The organism is Bacillus sp. 7894-2, assembly GCF_002272225.1.
Lineage (GTDB): Bacteria > Bacillota > Bacilli > Bacillales > Cytobacillaceae > Cytobacillus.
The window spans coordinates 1-21,955 of the sequence record NZ_NPDG01000074.1 but is presented as its reverse complement, the minus strand read 5'-3'; the positions used below and the strand labels follow the sequence as shown (position 1 = coordinate 21,955).

Below are 21,955 nucleotides of genomic sequence, written 5' to 3'. Positions count from 1 at the left end.
GATAGGCAGCCTGTTTTTAATTTAGGGTATTCTTATCCTGCTCAAGCAAATGCTTGTATTTAGGATTATTGGCAACAAATTCATGGAGCCTGCTGCCATAGTTTTCGATCCATTGCCTTACAATTCTTTCTGTCATTTCAGCACCCTTATATTCTCTGCCAGCCTTGGCATATGTTGCTTCGAAATCCTCCCAAAGCAGTTCAATCCATGTCTGGGCCTGACTTGCTGAAAGCAGGTCATTCTTTTCCAATAAAAGCTCATAAAACTTTTGCTGGTACTCATTCATAAAAATCACCTCTTTTCCATTTATTAATCCCGTTAATCCTTCATAGCCTCAAGTAAAATACAAATAATAGTATTACGTGATCAGCTATTTGCCGGTCACGCTCTTATTCCGGTTTAGGAGGCTTGTTATGCGCAATAAATCGAGAAATTTCCCAAATCAGAACAATATAAAATTGGAGGGGGAGCCGCGGGCAAAAGCAGAGTATGCTTCACGCCGGGCGGATGGCACCATTAACACCCACCCTCAGGAACGAATGAAGGCTTCTACAGACCGCGAAAGTGACACACCTGAATTTTAAAATACAGGGAGGCTTGGTTATGGGAAACAGCAAAAACTTTTTTGGTGATAATCCGTATTCCAGTCCATTTACTTCACCGCACTTTAGGCCAAAACGTGCACATTCACAAGTAAATGGCGAGACCCAGCAAACTCAAGACCTCATTATTTTAAAAAGGCAGATTCGCAAAAACTCTTAAGGTGAAACATCAATCAGGGGGGGGCTTCCCCCTCTGATTGTTTCTTACTGCCCAGTCAGTTCACCCTTTTCCCGCTAATTTTTTCAGCATGGAAATGGGCAGAGCTTCTTCTCCTTTGCTTCCATTCAGCCGGAATCCCCAGGCAAATACACCATTCATATAGTCAATTTTAAAGTAAACTCCCGGATCCCCATCGATTTCATAAATTTCACCGGGTAAAAAATCATCCGGGTTGAGCAGGTAGGATTTCGCCATAATTACTTTGCGTTCAAGCACGGCAAACTCATTTACCATCCCCATCTGTTCCGCTTTCTTTGCTTTTTCATTTAAACTGGCAATTTCCTGCTGAAGCTCATACGTAGTCATTGTACTGTATCTTTTTTCCTGCATATTAATATCCTCTTACTTTCTTCAGATAGTTACATTTACAGTTAAGGCTTCCATAGCTAAGTATATGAGAAAATGCCCGTTTAGAAAAGGCTCCTGCTTTTGTTTTTGATGCCTAATCGCATGTGTTGGACTTTTTTGCTAAGATGGTGACTATAAGACGTTTTAAAGGAGGATTCAGATGAAATCAGTCATCATTACCGGAGCAGGGTCCGGCTTGGGAAAAGAGCTTGCTTTATTGTTTGCGGGACAGGGATTTCATATTGTTTTAACAGGCAGGACATTGGATAAGCTTCAGAGTGTGGAACAGGAAATTCATGAAGCCGGCGGAAGCGCTCAATGTTTTACAGCAGATATCACACAAACCAATGAGATAGCCAAATTAATGGAGCAACTCCAAAACCATGAACTTTATGGCCTGATAAACAATGCCGGGGTTGGGCATTTCGGGCCTGTTAACAGCCTTTCGGAGCAAAATATCGAGGACATGTTCGACACCAACACGCTCGGTACTATTTACATGACACAGGCGGTTCTGCCCTTTTTAAAAGACGAAAACGAAGGCCTGCTGATGAATATCATTTCGACTGCGGGCTTAAAAGGGAAAGTAAATGAATCCGTGTATGTGGCAAGCAAATTCGCTGTAAGGGGTTTTACGGAGAGCCTTCAGAAGGAACTGGAGAATACAAATATTAAAGTTAAAGCAGTTTATATGGGCGGCATGGACACCCCTTTCTGGTATGAAAGCGACCATATTAAGGATAAATCGAGGCTTCGTTCTCCTAAAGAAGTGGCAGAAATGATTCTGGATCATATGGAAGAAGACTCAATTGTCATCGAGTCAAAAAAATAACACATGGGCTTCCATGTGTTATTCTTCTTCACTTAAAAATTGCTCTATTAAATCAAAAGAAAAACCTTTTCTGAACAAGGCTTGCTTCATTTTCTGCGTATATTCGAACTCAGGAAGGTTTGCATATTTCTTTCTTGCTTTTTCCGCCTGGAACCTCAGGGCAGCCAGTTCTTCATCCTCTTCTTTTTCAATCTCCGTTTCAGATACGGCTTCTTGAATGATGTCGAAATTAAAGCCTTTGCGCATTAACATCTGTTCCAGCTTTTGTTTAAGGATTTTTGATGAATCACGGGCATATTTCTTTGAATACTTTTCACACAGCCTTATGGCAGCAGCTACTTCAGCATCCCTTGGATATTCCTCCAATGCCATTTCGATTAATTGAGGGGAAATCCCTTTCTCCTTCAGTTCTGTGCGGATCAGGCCTTTTCCTTTATCTGATGTGTTCATTTGTGTACGCACAAAAGCTGCTGCAAATTCTTCATCATTTAGAAAATGGTAATTATACAATTTGTGGATAACTTCCTGAATAACCGGATCTTCCACTTCTTTTTCAGCTAAATGATTGCGGACTTCGGTTTCTGAGCGCATTCTTCTGGATAAATAATGAATAGCCCTGTTATAGGCTTTCCGGATATCATCCTGATAGCCAATTTCATTTAAAGAGAATTCATCTAGCTCCATTCCTTTTTTGAGCTGATGCTTAATTAAAACATCTTCATCCACACTAAATGCATATTCTTCACCTTTCCCATAATCCATATATATATTGTAGCGGTCTGTGTTTTTTTTCTGGACTGTGATTTTCGTAATAGTCGGCATTTTCTCCACCTCTTATCTTAAATGTAACACATCCAAAAAAGGATTTTGAAAGAAAACGTCGTAAAATGTACCAAAGGATATGACACTTGAAAGGGGAATTTCCCATGAGAATAGCCATCGCGGGCGGAACTGGTTTTGTTGGAAGCGCCTTGGTTAAAAAATTACTGGATAAAAAACATGAACTATTCATTCTTACAAGAAATACAGCAAATAAAAACTCTTCTAAAAATCTGAATTATGTACAATGGCTGAACGATGATGACTCACCTGAGGATGCTCTGGAAAGCATTGACGTATTTATCAACCTGTCCGGTGAGTCCATTAACAGCGGGAGATGGACAGATGAACGCAAAAAGCGTATATTAAACAGCCGCATTACTGCCACAAGGGAAGTTCTCCGCATTATTAGCCGCCTTGAAGAAAAGCCGTATACATTAATCAATGCCAGTGCGGTCGGTTACTATGGCACATCCCTGAATGAAACCTTTACAGAATTCAACAGGAAAAGCGGCACTGATTTTTTAGCTGAAACAGTAAGACGCTGGGAAGAAGAGGCCTCCAAAGCAGAAGAGTTTGAAGTCCGGACCGTTTTCTGCAGATTTGGAATCATTCTCGAAAAGAACGATGGAGCCCTTCCGCGAATTGCCCTTCCCTACAAGCTATTTGCCGGAGGGCCTGTTGGAACTGGTGATCAATGGGTTTCATGGATTCATTTAGATGATGTTGTAAACGGAATCCTTTATTGTATTGAACACGAGCAGCTGCAGGGGCCCGTTAATTTTACATCTCCAAATCCCCTGACAATGAAAGAATTTGGAAAAATACTTGGTGACGCCCTTAATCGTCCCCACTGGCTGCCAGCTCCCGGTTTTGCTTTAAAAATAGCTCTCGGGGAAATGAGTACACTGGTATTAGAAGGGCAAAAAGTCCTTCCCGAAAAACTGCAGGCATCCGGCTATAAGTTCTTATATAAGGATTTACGTTCAGCTCTCAGGAATATTTATCAATGAAATTTGTATCATTTATGTCAAATAAGGGAAAAATAAAGTAAGTGCGTACCCTTATTCTGAAAGGATGATACAAAGTGGATAAAAAGAAAAGAGACAAATCCAAAAGCACGTTATCAAGCATGCAGGAAGTAACTTATTCAAGAGAATTCAAACGGGCTGACAAAGTCGGCGGATTCGCAGGCAGACAGCCTAAACATTAATTTCCACTCATAACACCCTGATCGATGGTACATGATAAAGGTACGGAAACACCTGAGTTTCCGTACCTTTATTGCTGAAAGGGGTTATTTGCAATGGGCCGTGCACATGGACATAAAACTCGTGATAAAAACAAAGCATCACTTCCACAAGTACCGAAAAACATGAAGTCTGACGGCATTGACGTAGAATTTAACCGCGAACTTGCCGATCATGATGATCTCGAGGCAATGGCACGTTCCAAGGCTGCCGATCAGCGGGCAAAAAGCCGCAAAAAGCGCTAAGCCAAAGGGTAAAAAAGAAGCAGGAACACCAGGTTCCTGCTTCTTCCTATTTCTGCTTAGTGGGTGTGTGCTTCTCTTTTGCCTATGCCGTGACCGCCTTTCATCATTGTCTTGATATAAGGATAAGCAAATCTGTCAATTCCCCAGTAGTAAGCACCTGCGCCTGTAAATAGAAGGATAATTGCTGCTGTATACAGTATTGGATTTGTACTTGTTGTTCCTGCTAATAAGAAGTTTAGATTCATGAAAGCTGCTGCAATTAAAGCCGGTATGGTCGCAGCTCCGAGTATAAGGCCAACCCCGACAAGAACTTCGCCCCATGCCACTAGAGTGCTGAATAAATCCGCGTTTGGCAGTGCTACATTTTCAAGGAACCCCGCATACCAGCCCTGCACTGCCGGATGATCTCCAGCTGCTTTGGCAATGGCCCCCTGCATGAATCCGCCTGCATCAAATCCGTCTGCTACCTTATGCCATCCTGCTTCAAGCCATTGTATACCAAGCCAGACTCTTAATACTGTCCAAACAACTGCTGCCTGAGGAGTTTTCCACCATTTCATTATAATCATCTCCATATTATTATTGTGAATAATTTCACATAATATCTTAAATTTTTTCCCTCTTGGGGAATTAAAAAGCCGGCCAGCTCTTAGGAGGAAAGGATGCTGTACTGAAGTTGTTTTATGAAGTATTTTGTGAAATGCTTCACTAACTTTCCTCACTTATAATATACTCCATCCCTCCCTTTTTCGCAATACACTTCACCAATTCTTCACAATTATTGGGCCATCATAAACAAGCTGTTTTCATCCTGTCAAAGCGGGAATAGTAAGAGAGTATTGTGTAAATTTATTGCTGTATTAAAGGAGGCCTTTTGACATATGCTGGAAAACTTATTGAAAGATCTCATTTCCATTGACAGTTCTTCAAAGGAGGGAGCAAACCAGGCCATTGAATATTGTCATCAATGGCTGTCAGGGCATGACCTCCCTTCAAGAGTCATCGAAAATAACGGCTATAAAATGGCTGTCTGTGAAATTGGAAGCGGGGATCAGACCATTATTTTTAATGGACATGTGGATGTTGTTTCAGGAAAGAATGAACAGTTCATTCCTGTAGAAGTCCGCGATAAGATCTATGGACGTGGAGCTGCGGATATGAAGGCCGGGGTTGCCGCCATGATGTCCGCGGTAAAAGAGCTCAAAAATATGCCCATAGGCGTAAAAATACAGCTTCAAATTGTTTCAGATGAAGAAATCGGCGGCTTTAACTGTTCCGGGTATTTAGCAGAACAGGGATATCGCGGCGATTTTGTCATATGCTCTGAACCCACTCAGCTTGGAATTGCGCTCGAAGCAAAAGGCGTTATCAGGCTGGACATTGAAATAGAAGGAGACCCTGCACACGGCAGCCGTCCATGGGAAGGAATCAATGCTATCGAAAAGGCTTTTGAAGTGCATCAAAAGCTATTAAAATTGCCTTTTGCAAAGGAATCATCCGAATTTTACCCATACCCTTCGATTAATCTTGCAAAAATAACCGGTGGGGATGTTTATAACAAGGTGCCTGAAAAATGTGTAATGTCGTATGATATCCGCTATTTGCCGCACCAGAACCATGAAGAGATCATCAAGCAAATCGAAGGTATCACAGATGGGGAAATTATCATGAATATGTTCTCAAAGCCGCTTGTGACAGCCAGAGACAATCCTTTCATACTGATGCTTGAACCCATTGTGGAAAAGCACACCGAAGATAAAGCTGTTTTCTTTGGACAGCATGGTTCTGCGGATACAGTGTTCTTTGCCAATTACGGGATACCGGCCATTGAATTTGGCCCAACCGGCATGAACTGGCACGGTGATAAGGAATACGTTCTGCCGCATTCCATTCATTTATATGAAAAAATGCTGATCGACTTTGCTATGAAATTTTCAAATTAGAAGGCTTTTTTAATGCGGATAGTCTCCCGATATGGTAAAAGTTAGAATATATGATTAAAGGGGGATTCCACAGAAATGAGCTCTATTAGTTTATTAAAAAAATCAGCAGGCATTGTACTGGAGAAAAAGAACCTGACAAATGTCACTGCCAGAGTCGGTCTGGTGCTGGACATTTCCGGCTCCATGCGCAAGTTATATAAAAACGGGACCGTCCAGAGGGTTGTGGAGAGAATCTTAGCTGTTGCCAGCCAATTTGATGATGATGGAGCATTGGATGTCTGGGTCTATGATAATGAATTTTCCAGGCTGAAGCCGGTAACCGAACATGACTTTGAAGGATATGTGGATCAGTATATTTTAAATAATGATCTGATACACAAATTCGGAAGAAATGATGAACCACCGGTAATGGAGGATGTCATTCAGAAATATACCTCTGAAGATCCGAGCAAAGATCCTGCCTTCATTGTTTTCATTAATGATGGCGGCTGCAAAAGAACCATCAAAAAACCTGTTGTTTCATCATCCGATAAACCCTTGTTCTGGCAGTTTGTCGGGATAGGCGATTCAAACTTTGAGGTATTGGAAAAGCTGGATGAAATGGATGGCCGCTATATTGATAACGCAAATTTTTTCCACATTAAAGATGTAGAGGCCATTTCTGATAGCGAACTATATGACCTCCTGCTGAACGAATTCCCGGACTGGCTAAAAGAAGCAAGAGAAAAAAATGTCATTTGAGCGATAGCGAAAAGGCGGATTTGATCGTAATCAAGTCCGCCTTTTGTGTTGGGATAGCCATTGACTTCAAGCATTTGCCCCTGCTGCCGCCCTACCATGCAGCCGGTAATAAAAGCCCTCCTGTTCAAGCAGTGATTCATGTGTTCCTTCCTCAATAATCCTGCCCTCTTCCAGAACAAAAATTTTATCCGCATTTTGAATGGTGTTCAAACGGTGGGCAATGACAAAGCTGGTCCTTCCTTTCATCAGCTCCTGAAGGGCATCCTGAATTTTCAGCTCTGTCACGGTATCAATGCTGCTTGTTGCTTCATCCAGAATTAAGATGTCCGGGTTGGCCAGAAATGCACGTGCAATGGAAAGAAGCTGCTTTTGCCCCTGGCTGATGCCATTTCCGTCCTGGCTCAGCACTGTATCATACTGCTGAGGAAGTTTCATGATAAATGAATGGGCATTGGCAAGCTTAGCCGCCTCCACCACTTCTTCATCTGAAGCTTCCAGCCTGCCGTAGCGGATATTTTCGCGCACAGTGCCGCGGAATAAAAATGAATCCTGCAGGACAAATCCCATATGCTTTCTAAGGCTTTCTTTTTTCACATTGGCGATATCCTCGCCGTCAATTAAAATACGGCCTGAGTCCCGTTCATAAAAGCGGGAGAGCAAATTGATCATAGTAGTCTTTCCAGCACCTGTCGGACCAACGAAAGCAGCGGTCTGGCCTGCTTTGACATGGAGGTTTACGTTTCTTACCGTATTTCCGTCTTCTTCATACGAAAAAGAAACATCCCGGAATTCAACCTCACCTTTCACTTCGGCAAGCTCTTTCAGCTGCTCTTCATTTTGGAATTCTTCATCCTCATCCAAGATGTCAAAGACCCGCTCTGCTCCTGCAAGTGCAGATAGAAGAGTGTTAAATTGGTTTGCCAGGTCATTAAGCGGACGTGTAAATTGCCGGGAATACTCCGTGAACACGACAATCACACCAATTGAGATCATCCCATTCATGGCAAAAATGCCCCCTACCCCGGCGATAATGGCAAAGCTCAAGTTGTTCAGAACATTCATCAGCTTCGGGATAAACCCGGAATAAGTTTGAGCCCAAAACCCTGCCAGCTTAAGTTTTTTCCCTTTTTCCCGGAACTCGGCCATCACTTTCTGTTCCTGAGAAAAGGTCTTGATGATCCTCTGTCCTGATATGGTTTCTTCAATAAAGCCGTTCAGTTCTCCAAGATTCTTCTGCTGCTCTTTAAACAGCCTTCCTGTCCGTGCTGTAATCCATTTCATTCCAAAGAACATCAGCGGCACAATGATCAGGGTAATGAGCGTCAGCAAAGGGCTTAGCCAAAGCATGACGGAGACAGTGCCAATCAAGGTCAGCAGGCTGGAAAAGACCTGGATTACTGAACTGTTCAGAGTCGAGCTGACATTTTCAATATCGTTTGTGACCCTGCTCATCAGTTCGCCCTGCTGCCGCTTGTCAAAGAACGGAATAGGCAGCCTGTGCAAGTGGCCGAAAAGCTTCGTTCTCATCGTAAAAACCGTTTCTTGTGCAATGCCGATCATCCAATAGTTCTGAAACCAAAGGGCAAGCGAGTTCATCACATAAATGACTCCTAGCCAGATAAGTAAAGCGATAAATCCATCGCTGTTCTTTGTGACAATGTAATCGTCAATAGCCATTCCGACTAAATAGGGGCCAAGCAGACCCATCGCCGAGCTGATGACCACCATGAATAAAACGAGATATAGCAATCCCTTATTATAGGCTAAATAGGACCAGATTCTCCTTAGTGTGGCCCCCATGTTTTCAGACTTGGGCTTTTTCCCTTTTGAAAATTCGCCATTCAGCTCAAGAGGAATCTTTTTATGCTGGAAAGGTTCTTTAATTTGCTTAAGCATAGTTTCTGTTCTCCTCTCCAGACTGGGATTGAAAAATCCGTTTATACAATCCGGATGTTTTAAGAAGAGTCTCATGGTCTCCCTCAGCGAGAAGCACTCCATCCTCAAGCAGCAGGATTCTGTCTGCTTCCATGGCTGTACTGATTTTCTGCGTAATGATCATGGTTGTACAAGTATATTGTTTTAATGAACTAAGAAGTTTTGCTTCTGTTTTCATATCCAGTGCACTTGTGCTGTCATCAAGAAGAAGGATTTTTGGCTTACGTACAAGCGCCCGGGCAATGGAAAGGCGCTGTTTTTGCCCGCCGGATAAGTTAACACCCTTTTGCCCCACTCTTGTTTCATACCCCTGCGGAAGCTTCATGATAGTTTCATGTATTTGCGCATTGACAGCTGCTTCAGTAATTTCCTCCATCGCTGCATGTTCTTTTCCCCATGATATGTTTTCTTTCACACTGCCTGTAAAGAGCAGGGCTTCCTGAGGAACAAAGCCGATTTTCCTGCGGAGGTTCTCCATTTTCAATTCCCTGACATCCCGCCCATCAATTTCAACCTTCCCGCCAGTCACATCATAAAGGCGGGGGATAAGCTGGAATAAAGAGGTCTTCCCGGAGCCTGTTGCACCCATTATTGCCACTGTTTCTCCGGGTTGGATGATAAAGCTGATGCCATCGAGTACCTTCTCTGAAGTGCCGGGATATTCAAAAGATACATCTTTAAAGTGAATTTCCCCCCGGCTCACTGTTAAGTCCTTCCTATCATGAGATCCTTGACGGTCAGTCAAATCCACTTCAGTATCCAGTACCTCTGTTACCCGGTTTGCAGAGGCCCTTGCCCTGGAAAATGCCATGATAATCCAGGAAAAAATGGAGAATGCGGCCGTTATTCTGGTTGCATAGTTCACAATCGCAACCACCTCGCCTACCTTTACATCCCCTGCATTTACCTGTATGCTGCCAAACCAAAGGACTCCAAGAATACTAAGATTCATAATGAAAAGCAGAACAGGCATGGTCACTTCCATCAAACGTAATGCTTTAACGGTTCCATCTCTTAGATCCTCATTTGTGCGAGTGAAGCGTTTCACTTCATGATTTCTGCGGACAAATGCTTTAATTAGCCGGATCCCAGTCAGGTTCTCCTGCATGACGCTATTCACAGAATCAAGCTTTTCCTGGACTGCCTTAAAAAGCGCGCCGCCTTTTCCCATGACCCAAAACAGAAATAGAAAAAGGAATGGGGCCACAGCTGATAAGATAAGAGCAAGCTTCACATCTACCACAAAAGCCATAATCAGTCCGCCGATGATTAAAAGAGGTGCTCTCATCATGATTCGAAGACTCATAAAAACAGTATTCTGAAGCTGCGTAATATCATTCGTCATACGGGTAATTAATGAAGAGGTCGGAAAAAGATTAAAGTTGGCAAAGGAGAAGGATTGAACCTTGTCATATAAGCTTTTCCTTACATCAAAACCGAAGCTCTGGCTGACATGTGCAGCATAAAAGGAATTAATGACTCCAGCCGCAAAAGCCACAAAAGAAGCAGCCAGCATGATCCCTCCCCACTTCAGGATCTCCTGGAGATCATTCTGCAGGATGCCTTCATCTATAATTTTCGCCATTAATAATGGCTGAATAAGCTCAACAGCAAGCTCAGTCAGCATTAATGACAGAGCTATAGCCACCGCTATCCGGTAAGGCTTAAGAAATGCCAATACTTTCGCCATTTATAGTCCCCCAAGCTGTAATTGCAGTTAATATATGTATAATAATACTCTTAAAATCCTTCGACAAACTAAATAATCCTATCTTTATCATAATCCTTTTTACGAAATTTTTAAATAATTCCATTAAAAAAATTTAAAAACGCCTGGATCAGACCAGACGTCTATTCTTTCTTATATACTGGGGCAATCAGCTCAATCCTGTTTGTCCAGATGCCTCCTGAATAGCTCTCAGGGAGCCGTTTCAGGTCTTCCGGTCTGTCAAAGCCTTCCGACCAGCTTCCATCCCCGGCAACCACTATGACTCTTGTACCTGCTTCATCCATTCGGTTCAAGAACTTATTTGGCCAGCCCCACATCAGCTTTGTATACGATTCAGGAATATGAATCTGTGAGTTTTTGCAGGCATTTGGCACATAACCTGTCCATCCAGTACCTATATATGGCAGGAGGCAATCTTTCAATGTAGCCTTGGACATAACCCGCATTCCAGGCATTTCTTCCTTCAGTGCGGCAATTGGATTGTCTCCTCCATATACAGTTATTTTCTCCAATCTGTCTGCTGGAAACATCGACAGGTATTCAGCAAGCTTTACTCCTTCCTGTGAGTCATTGCTTTTAATATGGATTAAGAGATCTCCTTCCGGGAACTCTTCCATGACTTCATCCAGGCTTGGCATCATTCCGATTCCCTTACCGCGAAACGGGTGGGTTTTACCGTGATCGGCTGTATAGCCGTATCCAATGTCCAGCTTTTTTAATTCCTCCATTGTATACTCTCTCGTATTACCCTTTGCATTTGTCCGGCAATCCAGCGTCCAATCATGGAACACCGCAAATTGTCCATCCTTTGTAAGCTGTATATCCAGTTCAACTACATCTGCACCTGCCTCAAAAGCTGCTTTCATGGAAGGAATCGTATTTTCAAGAAAGTTATGCTCAGGCTCGTAAATTCTCTCAGCTGTACACGTCTCCCCTGTAATCCCTTCCATATGAAAGGTCTGTGCCATTCCTCTATGAGCGAGCAGCAGCGGCTTATCGTTTCTTTCTTTTGTAAGCAGGGAGCTGTTGTTTAAAAATAGAAATACGCCGAGAATTAATAAAGTTATCATTATCCGTTTTAAGATTTTCTTTTTCTTATTCATATGTCCTCCGGGTTTTGCACTCTAGCAACCGATTTAATCATAATGGAACCGATAAAAATATAAAAGGCCAAATCAAAAGATTCAGCCTTTTATATTTAACTTGATTTGCGCCCCAGGTAAGCTTCCATGATACGCGGATCATTCAGAAGCTTCTGTGAGCTTCCTTCAGCAACCATTTTGCCTGTTTCCAGGACATACCCATAATGTGATATTTTAAGTGCCTGCCTTGCATTCTGCTCCACCAATAGAACAGTCGTCCCCGCTTCATTAATTTCTTTAATGATTTTAAAGATGTCAGCTACTATAAGCGGGGCCAGCCCCATTGACGGTTCGTCCAGAAGCAGCAGCTTTGGCTTGCTGAGAATTGCCCTGGCAATGGCCAGCATCTGCTGCTGTCCGCCGGATAATGTTCCGCCAAGCTGCTTCTGCCTTTCTTCAAGAATAGGGAAACGCTCCATTACCTTCTTAATATCCTGGTCAACTTCATTGTCCTTCCGGTGGTATGCCCCCATCTCCAGGTTTTCAAGCACTGTCATTCCGGAAAGGATCTGGCGGCCCTCCGGCACAAGGGCAATCCCTTTGCGAAGCAGCTGGTCCGGCCTGAGCCCCGTTACATTCTCTCCCTGAAATTGAATGCTGCCAGCTTGGGGCTTAAGCATTCCGGAAATGGTCTTCATGGTCGTTGTCTTCCCTGCACCATTTGCGCCCAGGATCGTAACGATACTGCCCTCTTCCACTTCAAGGCTGATGTCTTTAAGAACCTGGATTTTCCCGTAAAAAGCGTTAATCCCATTTACCTTAAGCATACATATCCTCCTCCTCGCTGCCAAGATAGGCTTCGATGACATCAGGATTATTCTGGATTTCAGCAGGTGTGCCTTCAGCAATCTTCTTGCCGAAATTAAGGACGGCAATACGGTCGCATAATTTCATGACAAGCGGCATATCATGCTCAATCAGCAGGACCGTAATGCCCTGTTCCTGAATCTTTTTGATAAGCTGAAATAATTCGCTGGTTTCTGTTTCATTCATACCGGCTGCCGGTTCGTCGAGCAGCAGCAATTTAGGCGAGCTGGCCAGCGCACGGGCAATTTCAAGCCTTCTTTGCTGGCCGTATGCAAGGCTGTCTGATACAGTTTCGGCAAATCCCCCCAGCCCCACAAATTCTAATAGCTCATTCGCTCTGCTTCGGATATTCTCCTCTTCTTTACGCTGTGCTTTTGTCCTGAATACACTGCTGAATACACCCGATTTGCTTCGGCAGTGCTCCCCGACCATCACGTTTTCCTCTGCTGTCATCTGAGGAAACAGGCGAATATTCTGGAATGTTCGGCAAATGCCCTTTTTCGTTATCAGATGCGGCTTTAAACCATTGATATTGTCCTCATTAAAGATGATCTCACCTGAGGAAGGAGTAAACATGGATGTAATCAGGTTGAACATCGTGGTCTTACCGGCTCCATTCGGGCCAATAAGCCCAAAGATTTCTCCCTGTTTAATCGAGAATGAGACATCAGAAAGGGCACTCAGCCCGCCAAAGTTCTTACATGCTTTTTTGACTTGCAGCACCATGCTTTTGCCTCCTCTTTGATGTTTTAAGCTTGACCCAGTTTAAAATATTTACATCAATTAATCCCTGCGGTCTGACTGCCATCATAATAATAATGATCAGACCGTAAATCATGTAGCGGTATTCGCTGATAAACCGGAGCACCTCCGGCATTACAGTTAAAAAGAGGGCTCCAAATACCGGTCCCCAGATTACTTCGCTCCCCCCGAAAACAGCGAAAATCAGTATCTCAACAGCACGGTGATAAGCAAAATCGGCAGGACTTATGTACGCAAGAACATGTGCAAACAGTGCACCTGCAAATCCCGCTACCAGGGCCCCCTGCGCAAATGCCAATACCTTATAATACGTGATGTTGATGCCCATTGATTCAGCCGCTTTTTCATCCAGCTTAATCGCTGCGAAAGCCCGTCCTACTCTTGAGCGGTTCTGCCTTCTGAAAAATGCGATGATGCTGATTGTCACCGCTAATAAAATAAGGAAGATTGCCAGAAATACAAATTGGTTATTTTGAAGCCCAAGTATTTTCGGATCAAAGCCCAAGTCTTTTAACGTATTCAATAGCTCTCGGCCCATATGCGGTATGCCTGATAAACCGACAGCTCCCTTTGTCATAGACTCCCAGTTTACAAAAATAACGCGGATCACCTCTCCAAATCCAAGGGTAACAATGGCGAGATAAACACCCTGAAGTCTTAATGTCGGTATCCCGATCAGGATTCCGAAAACACCTGCCAATAAAGTTCCTGCCAGTATGCCCGCAATAATCGGAAGGTCAAAATTCAGCGTCAATAGTGCAGAGGTATAGGCACCAATCCCCATAAATCCGGCATTGGCGAGCGAAAGCTGTCCAGTTGATAGAGTGATATAAATACTAACCCCTAATATAATGTTGATTAATATAAAAGAAGCTACCTGTAAATAATATGGATTTATTAATTCTGCAAGCATGAATTCACCTTCTTACGCTGAAATTTTTTGGCCAAACAATCCCTGCGGCCTGATGAGAAGTATGATGATGATGGCCGCAAAAGCGATGGCATCCTTGTATCCTGAATCGCCGTAGACAACGACAAAGGTTTCGGCCAGACCAAGGATAAGGCCCCCTGCCATCGCTCCCTTGACATTCCCCATGCCGCCAAGAATGATGATGGCAAGTCCTTTCAGCCCAATGGATAATCCCATCTGCGGCGTTACAGAGTTAAAGGCCATCCCGACTAAGATCCCGGCAATTCCGCCCATCGCCGATGCGATAATAACCGTCATGGTAATGGTTCTTTTCACATCAACACCTAGGAGGCTTGCGGTTTCCAGATTTTCAGCAGTAGCTCTTAAGGCTTTTCCTGCTTTTGTTTTGCCCAGCCAAAAAGAAAGGGCATACATGAGAAGAACAGATATAACAAAGATGACAATTTGCACAAGATATACAGTTATCGAACCGATCTGAAAGCTTATTTCCGCAAAAGAAGCACGGAAAGGATGGTTGCCCGGGCCAAAAATATGGTGGGACAGATTTTCCAGAAGGATCGATACACCAATGGTACTGATCAATGGAGCCAGATGGGATACCCCCTGTTTATTCCGAAGCGGCCTCAGTGCAAATCGCTCAAGCAGATATCCCATAGCAGCCGTTACCGCTATCGCTGCCAGAAAGGCCAGCCAAAGCGGCCCTTTAAATGTAGAAGTGACAACAACACCAATAAAGGCGCCGAACATAAATATTTCTCCGTGTGCCATATTGATAATCCCAAGCACCCCGAAAACCAATGTAAACCCCAGTGCAACGATGGCATAAATGCTGCCAAGGGTAATTCCGTTTATTAATTGTTCGATTAACACGGCATTCACCTGCTTACTAGTAATTTTCTTAAAAGTAAGCTCTGGCACTGAAGGCGCCAGAGCTTCACTTTTGCTGCTTATTAATTAAATTCCTTAAATGCTCCGCCTTCAATAACCAGGACAGTCGGATCCATTACGACATCTCCTTCTTCATCGAAAGAGAACTCTCCAAGAATTCCGTTAAATCCTTTCACCTCAGCCAGGGCATCACGCAGGGCATCACGGTCAGCTTCACCGGCATTCTTCAATGCCTCAGCCATTATGTACAGAGCATCATACGCCTGTGCTGCAAACTGATCCGGTTTTTTGCCATATTCCTTTTCATATTTGCTTACAAATTCCTTGACCTTATCATCTTCTTTTTCGCCATACCATGGAGTTGCCACAATCAGGCCATTTGCTGCATCCCCTGCAATATTGATGACCTCAGGAGAATTGAATCCGTTTCCTCCGACAAACGGAACATCAATGCCCATTTTTCTGGCCTGATCCATGATGACCGCCCCTTCATTGTACAGAGCTGAAGCCAGGATAAGGTCGGGCTTTAAACCTTTGATTTTTGTCAGCTGAGCATTATAATCTGATTGGCCTTTTTGGAACGTTTCAGTCGTTAAGATTTCAAGTCCCTTCTCTTCCGCTGCTTTTTTCATTGTGTCATAGCCCGATTTTGTAAAAACATCATCATTCCCATATAGAATTGCTACTTTTTTAGCATCATATTTTTCAATGGCTTTATCTATTGCAGCCGGAATCGCCAATGCTTCAGGAAGCGAGTTGCGGAAGACATAATCCCCAATTTGCGGAATCCCTTCTGCCGTTGTTGAAGTTCCCATGATCGGCACTCCGTTCAGATCGGCTTCAGGTCCAACTACATTCATTTCAGTACTTAAGGTAGGCCCGATAATGCCTGTCACATTCTCCGAATTCATAAGCTTTTGAGCTGCTGTCAATGCCTGATCCTGCTTGCCGGCAGAATCCTCAACTACAAGGTTTATCTTGACTTCACCCTTGCCATTGATTTCTTCCTGTGCAAGCTTTAAGCCATTTGTGATCGCTTCACCATAAGCTGCACCCGGTCCGCTGATATAAGAAATAACACCAATATCCGCTTTAACAGCTCCTCCGCTGCTCTCCCCATCCTCATCCCCTGCCGCCTGATTGCCGCCGCATGCAGAGAGGACAAGCAAACTGGATAATGCCGTAAATTGAGCAAATTTCTTCAACTGCTTTCTCATTTTCTCTTACCCCCGTTTTCTGAAATAAAGAAATATTCAAAACTATATTACTATTTAAATACAAATGCTTGTCATTGTAAACAATAATATGGAAACTTTTCTTACATATTAATTAGGAGCGGAATATGGAAAATGCAGCCTTTCATTGTCTTCTGTCAACAATAGATTGATTGAATCTTTGTTTTTTATGAACATTGTCGTAACTTGTCACAGAATTGTAAGATTAATCTAAAGATATAACCATTGGAGGTGCTTGTTGAAATGGAAGCGATTACAAGGGACTTTTTCCTATATTTATCTAAAAATAGCTTACTGAATAAAATCGCCCAGAATAAAGGCGGAAGTTTTGCCGCAGGAAAATTAATAGGCGGGGTTGATTTCAAAAGCAGCGTCCGCTTTATCAGGGATCTGAATAACCAGGGACTTTCTGTAACAGTGGATCATTTGGGGGAATTTGTTGACTCCGTGGAAGTGGCGAATGAACGGACTGAGGAATGTATTTCAACCATTGAAATGATCAGCAAAGAAGGACTTGATTCACAAGTATCCCTGAAAATGACTTCTCTTGGTCTGGATATTGATCATGATCTTGTTGTGAAAAACATGACCAGAATTCTTGATACTGCCGAAAAGCATAAGATCATGGTGACAATCGATATGGAGGATGTGCCGCGCTGCCAGGCAACGATCGATTTATTTAAACAGTTTAAAGAGAAGTACAGCTGTGTAAGCACCGTTCTGCAGGCGTACCTGTACCGGACTGAACAGGATCTCGCGGATCTGGGGAAATACCAGCCCTTCTTAAGACTGGTAAAAGGCGCTTATAAAGAAGCACCTGAGCACGCATTTCCGGAGAAGACTGATGTTGATGAGAACTATAAGAAATTAATAGAACAAAGTCTCTTAAACGGAAACTATACAGCAATAGCTTCTCATGATGACCAAATCATCGAGTACACAAAAGAATTAGCCAAGAAGCATAACATTTCAAACGAACGTTTCGAGTTTCAAATGCTTTATGGCATGAGGAATAAAACACAGCTGGAGCTTGCAAAGCAAGGCTATAGGATGCGTGTTTATGTACCATACGGCATGGACTGGTACGGCTATTTCATGAGAAGGCTTGCTGAACGGCCGGCTAATATTGCATTTGCTTTTAAAGGCATTTTCAAGAAATAATATTTTTCTTCTAAAATATTAAATTATAACTATAATAAAAAGAAACCATTCTTGATTTCTAGGTAATGAGAAAGCAAACCACCGCTTTCTCATCGCTTATTTTATCTAAATATTTTGTTAAACCAACAAAAAGGAGGCTGACAAAATGGATTATGCATTAATTATTTCCATTACCGTGTATATGATTGGGATGCTTTGGATTGGCTATTATGCGTATAAACGGACTTCCAATCTATCAGATTACATGCTTGGAGGACGAACATTGGGTCCTGCGGTAACCGCTTTAAGCGCGGGTGCTTCCGATATGAGCGGATGGCTTTTGATGGGCCTTCCTGGAGCCATGTATGCCACTGGCCTGAGCGCTTCCTGGATTGTCATCGGCTTGACTCTTGGGGCATGGGCAAACTGGATTTATGTGGCACCAAGGCTCCGCACGTATACTGAGGTAGCCAATGATTCTATTACGATTCCAGGTTATTTAGAAAACCGATTCGGGGATGCTTCCAAAATCCTTCGCCTGATTTCAGGATTAGTTATCTTAATTTTCTTTACCTTTTATGTATCATCAGGCATGGTTTCCGGGGGCGTTTTATTCCAGAGCACTTTCGGGCTGGATTACCACACAGGTTTATGGATCATTACAGGTGTTGTGGTTGCGTATACACTATTTGGAGGATTCCTTGCGGTTAGCTGGACAGACTTTGTTCAGGGTCTGATTATGTTTCTCGCCCTCATTCTTGTACCAATCGTAACCCTTTTCCATGTAGGAGGATTTGGGCCGGCCATTGATACTGCCAGAACAATCAATCCAGCTTTCCTTGATATCTTTAAAGGGACAAGTCTATTAGGCATCGTATCCCTTTTTGCATGGGGCCTTGGCTATTTTGGACAGCCACATATTATCGTCCGCTTTATGGCTATCAGTTCTGTTAAAGAAATCAAGAAAGCCACCCGCATTGGGATGGGCTGGATGGTTTTCTCGAGTATTGGCGCTATGCTGACTGGTTTTGTGGGAATTGCTTATGTGGCGGATACAGGGATTAGCATCGAAGATCCCGAAACGATCTTCATCCTCCTTGGCGAGGTCTTATTCCACCCGATCATTACCGGCTTTTTAATCTCGGCAATCCTTGCGGCTATCATGAGTACTATCTCATCCCAGCTGCTAGTTACATCAAGCTCATTAACGGAGGATTTATATAAGACATTCTTCCGCCGCTCTGCTACAGATAAAGAATTGGTTACAATAGGAAGATTATCTGTATTGCTGGTTTCTATCATTGCCTTATTTATCTCATGGGAGAAAAATGAAACGATTCTCGACCTTGTGGGTTATGCATGGGCTGGTTTCGGATCCGCTTTCGGTCCGCTTATCATCCTCAGCTTATACTGGAAGCGCATGACAAGATGGGGAGCATTAGCCGGGATGATTGTTGGAGCAAGCACTGTCATCATTTGGTCTCAAGCCGGATTATCCGACTTCCTTTATGAAATGATTCCAGGCTTTGCTGCCAGCTTAATTGCCATCATCGTGGTGAGCCTTCTGACCGAGAAGCCATCTGTTGAAGTTGAAAAACAGTTTGAAGACTTTGAAAAAATCTTAAAATAAACTAGACTTATCAGGACTGGGCTAAGATAATGCCCGGTCCTTTTTCTTTCGACAAAATTCGGGTGGTGCCTGTCACCGTTTTTCACTATAATAAAAACAGCAATAATAAGGAGGGAGCTTAATGAGCCAGCCGCTGGAGAAAATCCTTACTTTGACTGATATTGATGAGATTACAGAAATGGTCAGCACTTTTTTGAAGAAGCCTGTTGTCATCGAGGATGAGCAATTCTCGCTGCTGGCTTATAGCTCGTATTATATAGAGCATTTTGATTTGGCGAACCAGCAGACCATATTTTCGAAGAGATGGCCGATTCCCATTTTGGAGAAATTTATGGATGAAGGCATTGTTGATCAGTTAAAGACAATCCCTGAGCCTTTCAGAATTAAGAAGATGGAAGAAATCGGCCTTAACCAGCGTGTAGTTGTAAGCGCTAAATATAAAGAGCAGATACTTGGATTTATCTGGGTTCAGGAATTGGACGGCAGTCTGTCAGAAAGCGAAATGCAGTTTCTGCATGACGTTTCCTTCCATATTGGAAAGCTTTTATATCAGAAAAACCTGAAGAAGCTCCGTAAAGAAGAAGAAAAACATCAATTTTATCAAAAGATTATTGATCGCACCTACCAGACGGAAGATCAGATTAAGTGGGAAGCAGCCAATGTGAAAATCATCCTTCCGGAGGCCTTTATCATCAATGTATTTACGGTCGTTCAGGGAGATGAAGAGATGTTTGCGGAATTAAATGAAACCGTTCGGCTGTTCGCTAATGCCCTCAGCCATCCCGCTCACATCTTTACGAATCAGCATGAAATCATCGTGATGATCGGCAGCAGCTCCCCTGCACCCGGCAGCCTTTCAGAAGACGCACACGAATTAACCAATACCGTTCTAAGCCAATTCAGGCAGCAGACTGTGTATGCAGGGATCGGAGGAGAATATTCCTCCATCCTAAATCTGCGCAAAAGCTACCGGGAAGCCCTGGAGGTCATCAAGGCAGCCAAGTTCATTGGCTCGCCTGAAGAACTGCCTTATGAATATAAAAAGCTTTGGGTGTTCCGTTACCTGGAACCAATCGCCCAGCATAATATCAAGACAAACTATGTAAATGAAGACCTTATGAAGCTGCAGAAAAAAGACCTGGAAAGTCAAACCAGCCTTTTGAAGACGCTTGAAGTCTATTTATTGAACAACTGCCGCCTCAAGCCGACGGCTGAACAGCTTTTCATTCATACCAATACATTAAAATACCGAATGAAGCAAATTACCGACCTGACCTCAATCGACTTTGACGACTTTAACACAAGATGCCAGCTGTATATTGATTTACAGCTTCTTAAGCGGAGGAAATAAGAATGCGGGGAGACTAAGTTCCCCAAAAGAAATGCCTGTCCCCTATCCAGGGAGCAGGCATTTTACTGTTCTTCTTTTTCCGGCTTGAATAAAAAATAGGAGATCACACCTGATAATAGTGCTGCACCGGCTGCTATCAACAAGCGGATCATCAGGTCTATCTGCTGATAATCCTTATTCAGCATCCACATGGCAGCCCCGGCTACAAGTATCATAATGGGAATGACAATAAGCTTTCTATTTTTCAAGATTTCTTACATCCTTTCGTGCTCGTGCTAGTCATAACTATTATATAAGAATTAAACAAAAATAGATAATAGCATCCGCTTTTGCAAACCCTTCCAATTTTCTTAATTATTAAACCTTATTTTTTTCCTCTCATTCCCTTTACAAAGGGGCTTGATGGGCTTTATAATCCCGTTGTTCCACTTTTTACGGAATCCGAAAAAATACTATAAAAAAGGAGGATGCGGCGATGCGGCATAAACTATTTTCTTTTATGATGATCAACCTGGGAGCTTTCCTGGTTTCTATAAATGTCCATTTTTTCTTGTCCCTCAATAATTTAGCAACAGGAGGGGTCAGCGGATTGTCGATTATCATGAATGATTTATTTCCCGATTTCTCGATTGGTACATTCATGATTCTTGTCAATTTAATATTGTTTGCAGTTGGGTTTGTTTTTCTTGGATCTGGTTTTGGGGCAAAAACCATTTATGCAAGCTTTGCGCTGTCCTTTTATGTGTGGGCGCTTGAGAAGTTCGCCCCGATGGCCCATCCGCTTAGTGATGACTTGCTTATTCAGCTGATTATCGGGCAATGCATCGCCGCAACCGGCATGGCGATTGTGTTTAACCAGCAGGCATCCACTGGCGGGACAGACATCATCGCTATGATTTTTAATAAATATTTAAATATTGAAGTTGGCAGAGGCGTGCTTCTGGCTGATTTATCCATTGCCCTGTCTTCCGCCATTCTATTTGGTCCGCAAGTGGGCATGTATGCCTTTTTTGGGGTCATTATTAATGGATTAGTGATTGATTATGCACTTCAGCAATTCAATTCAAACAAGGAAATTGTGATTATCAGCCACCACAGTGATGAAATTAAAACCTATATTGTCCATGAACTTGGGAAGGGTGCAACCATTCACACGGCAACAGGCGCATTCACTTCAGATAAGAAAGAAGTCATTACAACTATCCTGTGCAGAAAAGATTTTACAAAGCTGAAAGGCTACATCACCCAGGTTGATAATAAAGCATTTATCACTGTTCATACCATGAATGAAATACTCGGCCAAAATTTTAAACGGCTGGCATAATTGGCAAAGCTTCATCCGCAATGGATGGAGCTTTATTTTATATGCTCTTTTCGTATAAATTATTGTTTTTCGCTTATCAAT

Annotated in this window: 25 protein-coding genes; 12 read left to right on the top strand and 13 right to left on the bottom strand. The window is 43.0% G+C overall.

The features are described 5' to 3' along the window. Positions 1-16: 16 nt before the first annotated feature. Positions 17-286, bottom strand: coding sequence for a YfhJ family protein (locus CHI10_RS11780; RefSeq protein ID WP_095244475.1), 270 nt, complete (start codon positions 284-286; stop codon positions 17-19). Positions 287-413: 127 nt separating this feature from the next. Between CHI10_RS11780 and CHI10_RS11775 the strand changes: the two genes are divergently transcribed. Together CHI10_RS11775 and CHI10_RS11770 are read left to right on the top strand one after the other, a co-directional pair. Then, positions 414-584 (top strand): small, acid-soluble spore protein K, encoded by a 171-nt coding sequence (locus CHI10_RS11775; RefSeq protein ID WP_095244474.1) that lies wholly within the window; start codon positions 414-416, stop codon positions 582-584. Between the two features lie 19 nt (positions 585-603). Then, positions 604-762: a YpzG family protein gene (locus CHI10_RS11770; protein WP_009335831.1), complete on the top strand. Its 159-nt coding sequence runs from the start codon at positions 604-606 to the stop codon at positions 760-762. 60 nt (positions 763-822) lie between these two features. Here the strand turns inward: CHI10_RS11770 and CHI10_RS11765 are convergent, their stop codons facing one another. Continuing rightward, a complete protein-coding gene (locus CHI10_RS11765; protein ID WP_095244473.1) occupies positions 823-1,152 on the bottom strand; it encodes a YfhH family protein in 330 nt (109 codons plus the stop codon). Positions 1,153-1,330: 178 nt separating this feature from the next. Here CHI10_RS11765 and CHI10_RS11760 point away from each other — a divergent pair, with 178 nt between their 5' ends. Then, a complete protein-coding gene (locus tag CHI10_RS11760; RefSeq protein WP_095244472.1) occupies positions 1,331-2,002 on the top strand; it encodes an SDR family NAD(P)-dependent oxidoreductase in 672 nt (223 codons plus the stop codon). Between the two features lie 18 nt (positions 2,003-2,020). Here CHI10_RS11760 and recX read toward each other — a convergent pair whose 3' ends face one another. Beyond that, positions 2,021-2,824 carry a recombination regulator RecX gene (recX, locus tag CHI10_RS11755; protein WP_095244471.1) on the bottom strand — a complete coding sequence of 268 codons (804 nt, stop codon included), beginning with the start codon at positions 2,822-2,824 and terminating at the stop codon, positions 2,021-2,023. Between the two features lie 104 nt (positions 2,825-2,928). Between recX and CHI10_RS11750 the strand changes: the two genes are divergently transcribed. From CHI10_RS11750 to CHI10_RS11740, 3 genes are all read left to right on the top strand, one after another. Next, positions 2,929-3,834 carry a TIGR01777 family oxidoreductase gene (locus CHI10_RS11750; protein ID WP_095244470.1) on the top strand — a complete coding sequence of 302 codons (906 nt, stop codon included), beginning with the start codon at positions 2,929-2,931 and terminating at the stop codon, positions 3,832-3,834. 74 nt (positions 3,835-3,908) lie between these two features. Beyond that, entirely contained in the window at positions 3,909-4,034 is a 126-nt protein-coding gene (locus tag CHI10_RS11745) for a YfhE family protein (RefSeq protein ID WP_095244469.1), read from the top strand. Positions 4,035-4,127: 93 nt separating this feature from the next. Continuing rightward, a complete protein-coding gene (locus CHI10_RS11740; RefSeq protein WP_048011767.1) occupies positions 4,128-4,316 on the top strand; it encodes a YfhD family protein in 189 nt (62 codons plus the stop codon). A 56-nt stretch (positions 4,317-4,372) separates the two neighbouring features. Here the strand turns inward: CHI10_RS11740 and CHI10_RS11735 are convergent, their stop codons facing one another. Then, positions 4,373-4,876, bottom strand: coding sequence for a DoxX family protein (locus tag CHI10_RS11735; RefSeq protein ID WP_095244476.1), 504 nt, complete (start codon positions 4,874-4,876; stop codon positions 4,373-4,375). Between the two features lie 321 nt (positions 4,877-5,197). Here CHI10_RS11735 and CHI10_RS11730 point away from each other — a divergent pair, with 321 nt between their 5' ends. Both CHI10_RS11730 and CHI10_RS11725 read left to right on the top strand, forming a co-directional pair. Beyond that, positions 5,198-6,259 (top strand): M20 family metallopeptidase, encoded by a 1,062-nt coding sequence (locus tag CHI10_RS11730; protein ID WP_095244468.1) that lies wholly within the window; start codon positions 5,198-5,200, stop codon positions 6,257-6,259. Between the two features lie 75 nt (positions 6,260-6,334). After that, positions 6,335-7,000: a vWA domain-containing protein gene (locus CHI10_RS11725; RefSeq protein ID WP_076260313.1), complete on the top strand. Its 666-nt coding sequence runs from the start codon at positions 6,335-6,337 to the stop codon at positions 6,998-7,000. A 66-nt stretch (positions 7,001-7,066) separates the two neighbouring features. Here the strand turns inward: CHI10_RS11725 and CHI10_RS11720 are convergent, their stop codons facing one another. The 8 genes from CHI10_RS11720 to CHI10_RS11685 form a co-directional block, all read right to left on the bottom strand. Continuing rightward, positions 7,067-8,896, bottom strand: coding sequence for an ABC transporter ATP-binding protein (locus tag CHI10_RS11720; protein WP_095244467.1), 1,830 nt, complete (start codon positions 8,894-8,896; stop codon positions 7,067-7,069). Beyond that, positions 8,889-10,625: an ABC transporter ATP-binding protein gene (locus CHI10_RS11715; protein ID WP_095244466.1), complete on the bottom strand. Its 1,737-nt coding sequence runs from the start codon at positions 10,623-10,625 to the stop codon at positions 8,889-8,891. Before CHI10_RS11715 ends, CHI10_RS11720 begins: the two co-directional genes overlap by 8 nt. Positions 10,626-10,786: 161 nt before the next feature. Continuing rightward, positions 10,787-11,767 carry a glycerophosphodiester phosphodiesterase family protein gene (locus CHI10_RS11710; RefSeq protein WP_095244465.1) on the bottom strand — a complete coding sequence of 327 codons (981 nt, stop codon included), beginning with the start codon at positions 11,765-11,767 and terminating at the stop codon, positions 10,787-10,789. 95 nt (positions 11,768-11,862) lie between these two features. Further along, the gene (locus CHI10_RS11705; RefSeq protein ID WP_095244464.1) at positions 11,863-12,573 is read right to left on the bottom strand and encodes an ABC transporter ATP-binding protein; all 711 of its coding nucleotides are present in this window, start codon (positions 12,571-12,573) and stop codon (positions 11,863-11,865) included. Continuing rightward, positions 12,566-13,339: an ABC transporter ATP-binding protein gene (locus tag CHI10_RS11700; protein ID WP_095244463.1), complete on the bottom strand. Its 774-nt coding sequence runs from the start codon at positions 13,337-13,339 to the stop codon at positions 12,566-12,568. The genes CHI10_RS11705 and CHI10_RS11700 overlap by 8 nt, the downstream gene beginning before the upstream one ends. Then, positions 13,311-14,288: a branched-chain amino acid ABC transporter permease gene (locus CHI10_RS11695; protein WP_095244462.1), complete on the bottom strand. Its 978-nt coding sequence runs from the start codon at positions 14,286-14,288 to the stop codon at positions 13,311-13,313. Before CHI10_RS11695 ends, CHI10_RS11700 begins: the two co-directional genes overlap by 29 nt. Before the next feature lie 12 nt (positions 14,289-14,300). Further along, positions 14,301-15,176, bottom strand: coding sequence for a branched-chain amino acid ABC transporter permease (locus CHI10_RS11690; RefSeq protein ID WP_048011758.1), 876 nt, complete (start codon positions 15,174-15,176; stop codon positions 14,301-14,303). An 80-nt stretch (positions 15,177-15,256) separates the two neighbouring features. Next, positions 15,257-16,411 carry an ABC transporter substrate-binding protein gene (locus CHI10_RS11685; RefSeq protein ID WP_095244461.1) on the bottom strand — a complete coding sequence of 385 codons (1,155 nt, stop codon included), beginning with the start codon at positions 16,409-16,411 and terminating at the stop codon, positions 15,257-15,259. A 261-nt stretch (positions 16,412-16,672) separates the two neighbouring features. Between CHI10_RS11685 and CHI10_RS11680 the strand changes: the two genes are divergently transcribed. The 3 genes from CHI10_RS11680 (at position 16,673) to CHI10_RS11670 (ending at position 20,550) form a co-directional block, all read left to right on the top strand. Next, the gene (locus CHI10_RS11680) at positions 16,673-17,590 is read left to right on the top strand and encodes a proline dehydrogenase family protein (RefSeq protein WP_095244460.1); all 918 of its coding nucleotides are present in this window, start codon (positions 16,673-16,675) and stop codon (positions 17,588-17,590) included. A gap of 145 nt (positions 17,591-17,735) precedes the next feature. Further along, positions 17,736-19,199 (top strand): sodium/proline symporter PutP, encoded by a 1,464-nt coding sequence (gene putP / locus CHI10_RS11675; RefSeq protein WP_095244459.1) that lies wholly within the window; start codon positions 17,736-17,738, stop codon positions 19,197-19,199. Between the two features lie 121 nt (positions 19,200-19,320). Beyond that, positions 19,321-20,550, top strand: a complete 1,230-nt coding sequence (locus tag CHI10_RS11670; RefSeq protein ID WP_095244458.1) for a PucR family transcriptional regulator — start codon at positions 19,321-19,323, stop codon at positions 20,548-20,550. A gap of 62 nt (positions 20,551-20,612) precedes the next feature. On the opposite strand, the gene CHI10_RS11665 is transcribed toward CHI10_RS11670, so the two are convergent. After that, positions 20,613-20,798 (bottom strand): histidine kinase, encoded by a 186-nt coding sequence (locus CHI10_RS11665; RefSeq protein ID WP_095244457.1) that lies wholly within the window; start codon positions 20,796-20,798, stop codon positions 20,613-20,615. Between the two features lie 227 nt (positions 20,799-21,025). Here CHI10_RS11665 and CHI10_RS11660 point away from each other — a divergent pair, with 227 nt between their 5' ends. Beyond that, on the top strand, positions 21,026-21,874 hold the full coding sequence (locus CHI10_RS11660) for a YitT family protein (protein ID WP_095244456.1): 849 nt from the start codon (positions 21,026-21,028) through the stop codon (positions 21,872-21,874). Positions 21,875-21,955: the final 81 nt, after the last annotated feature.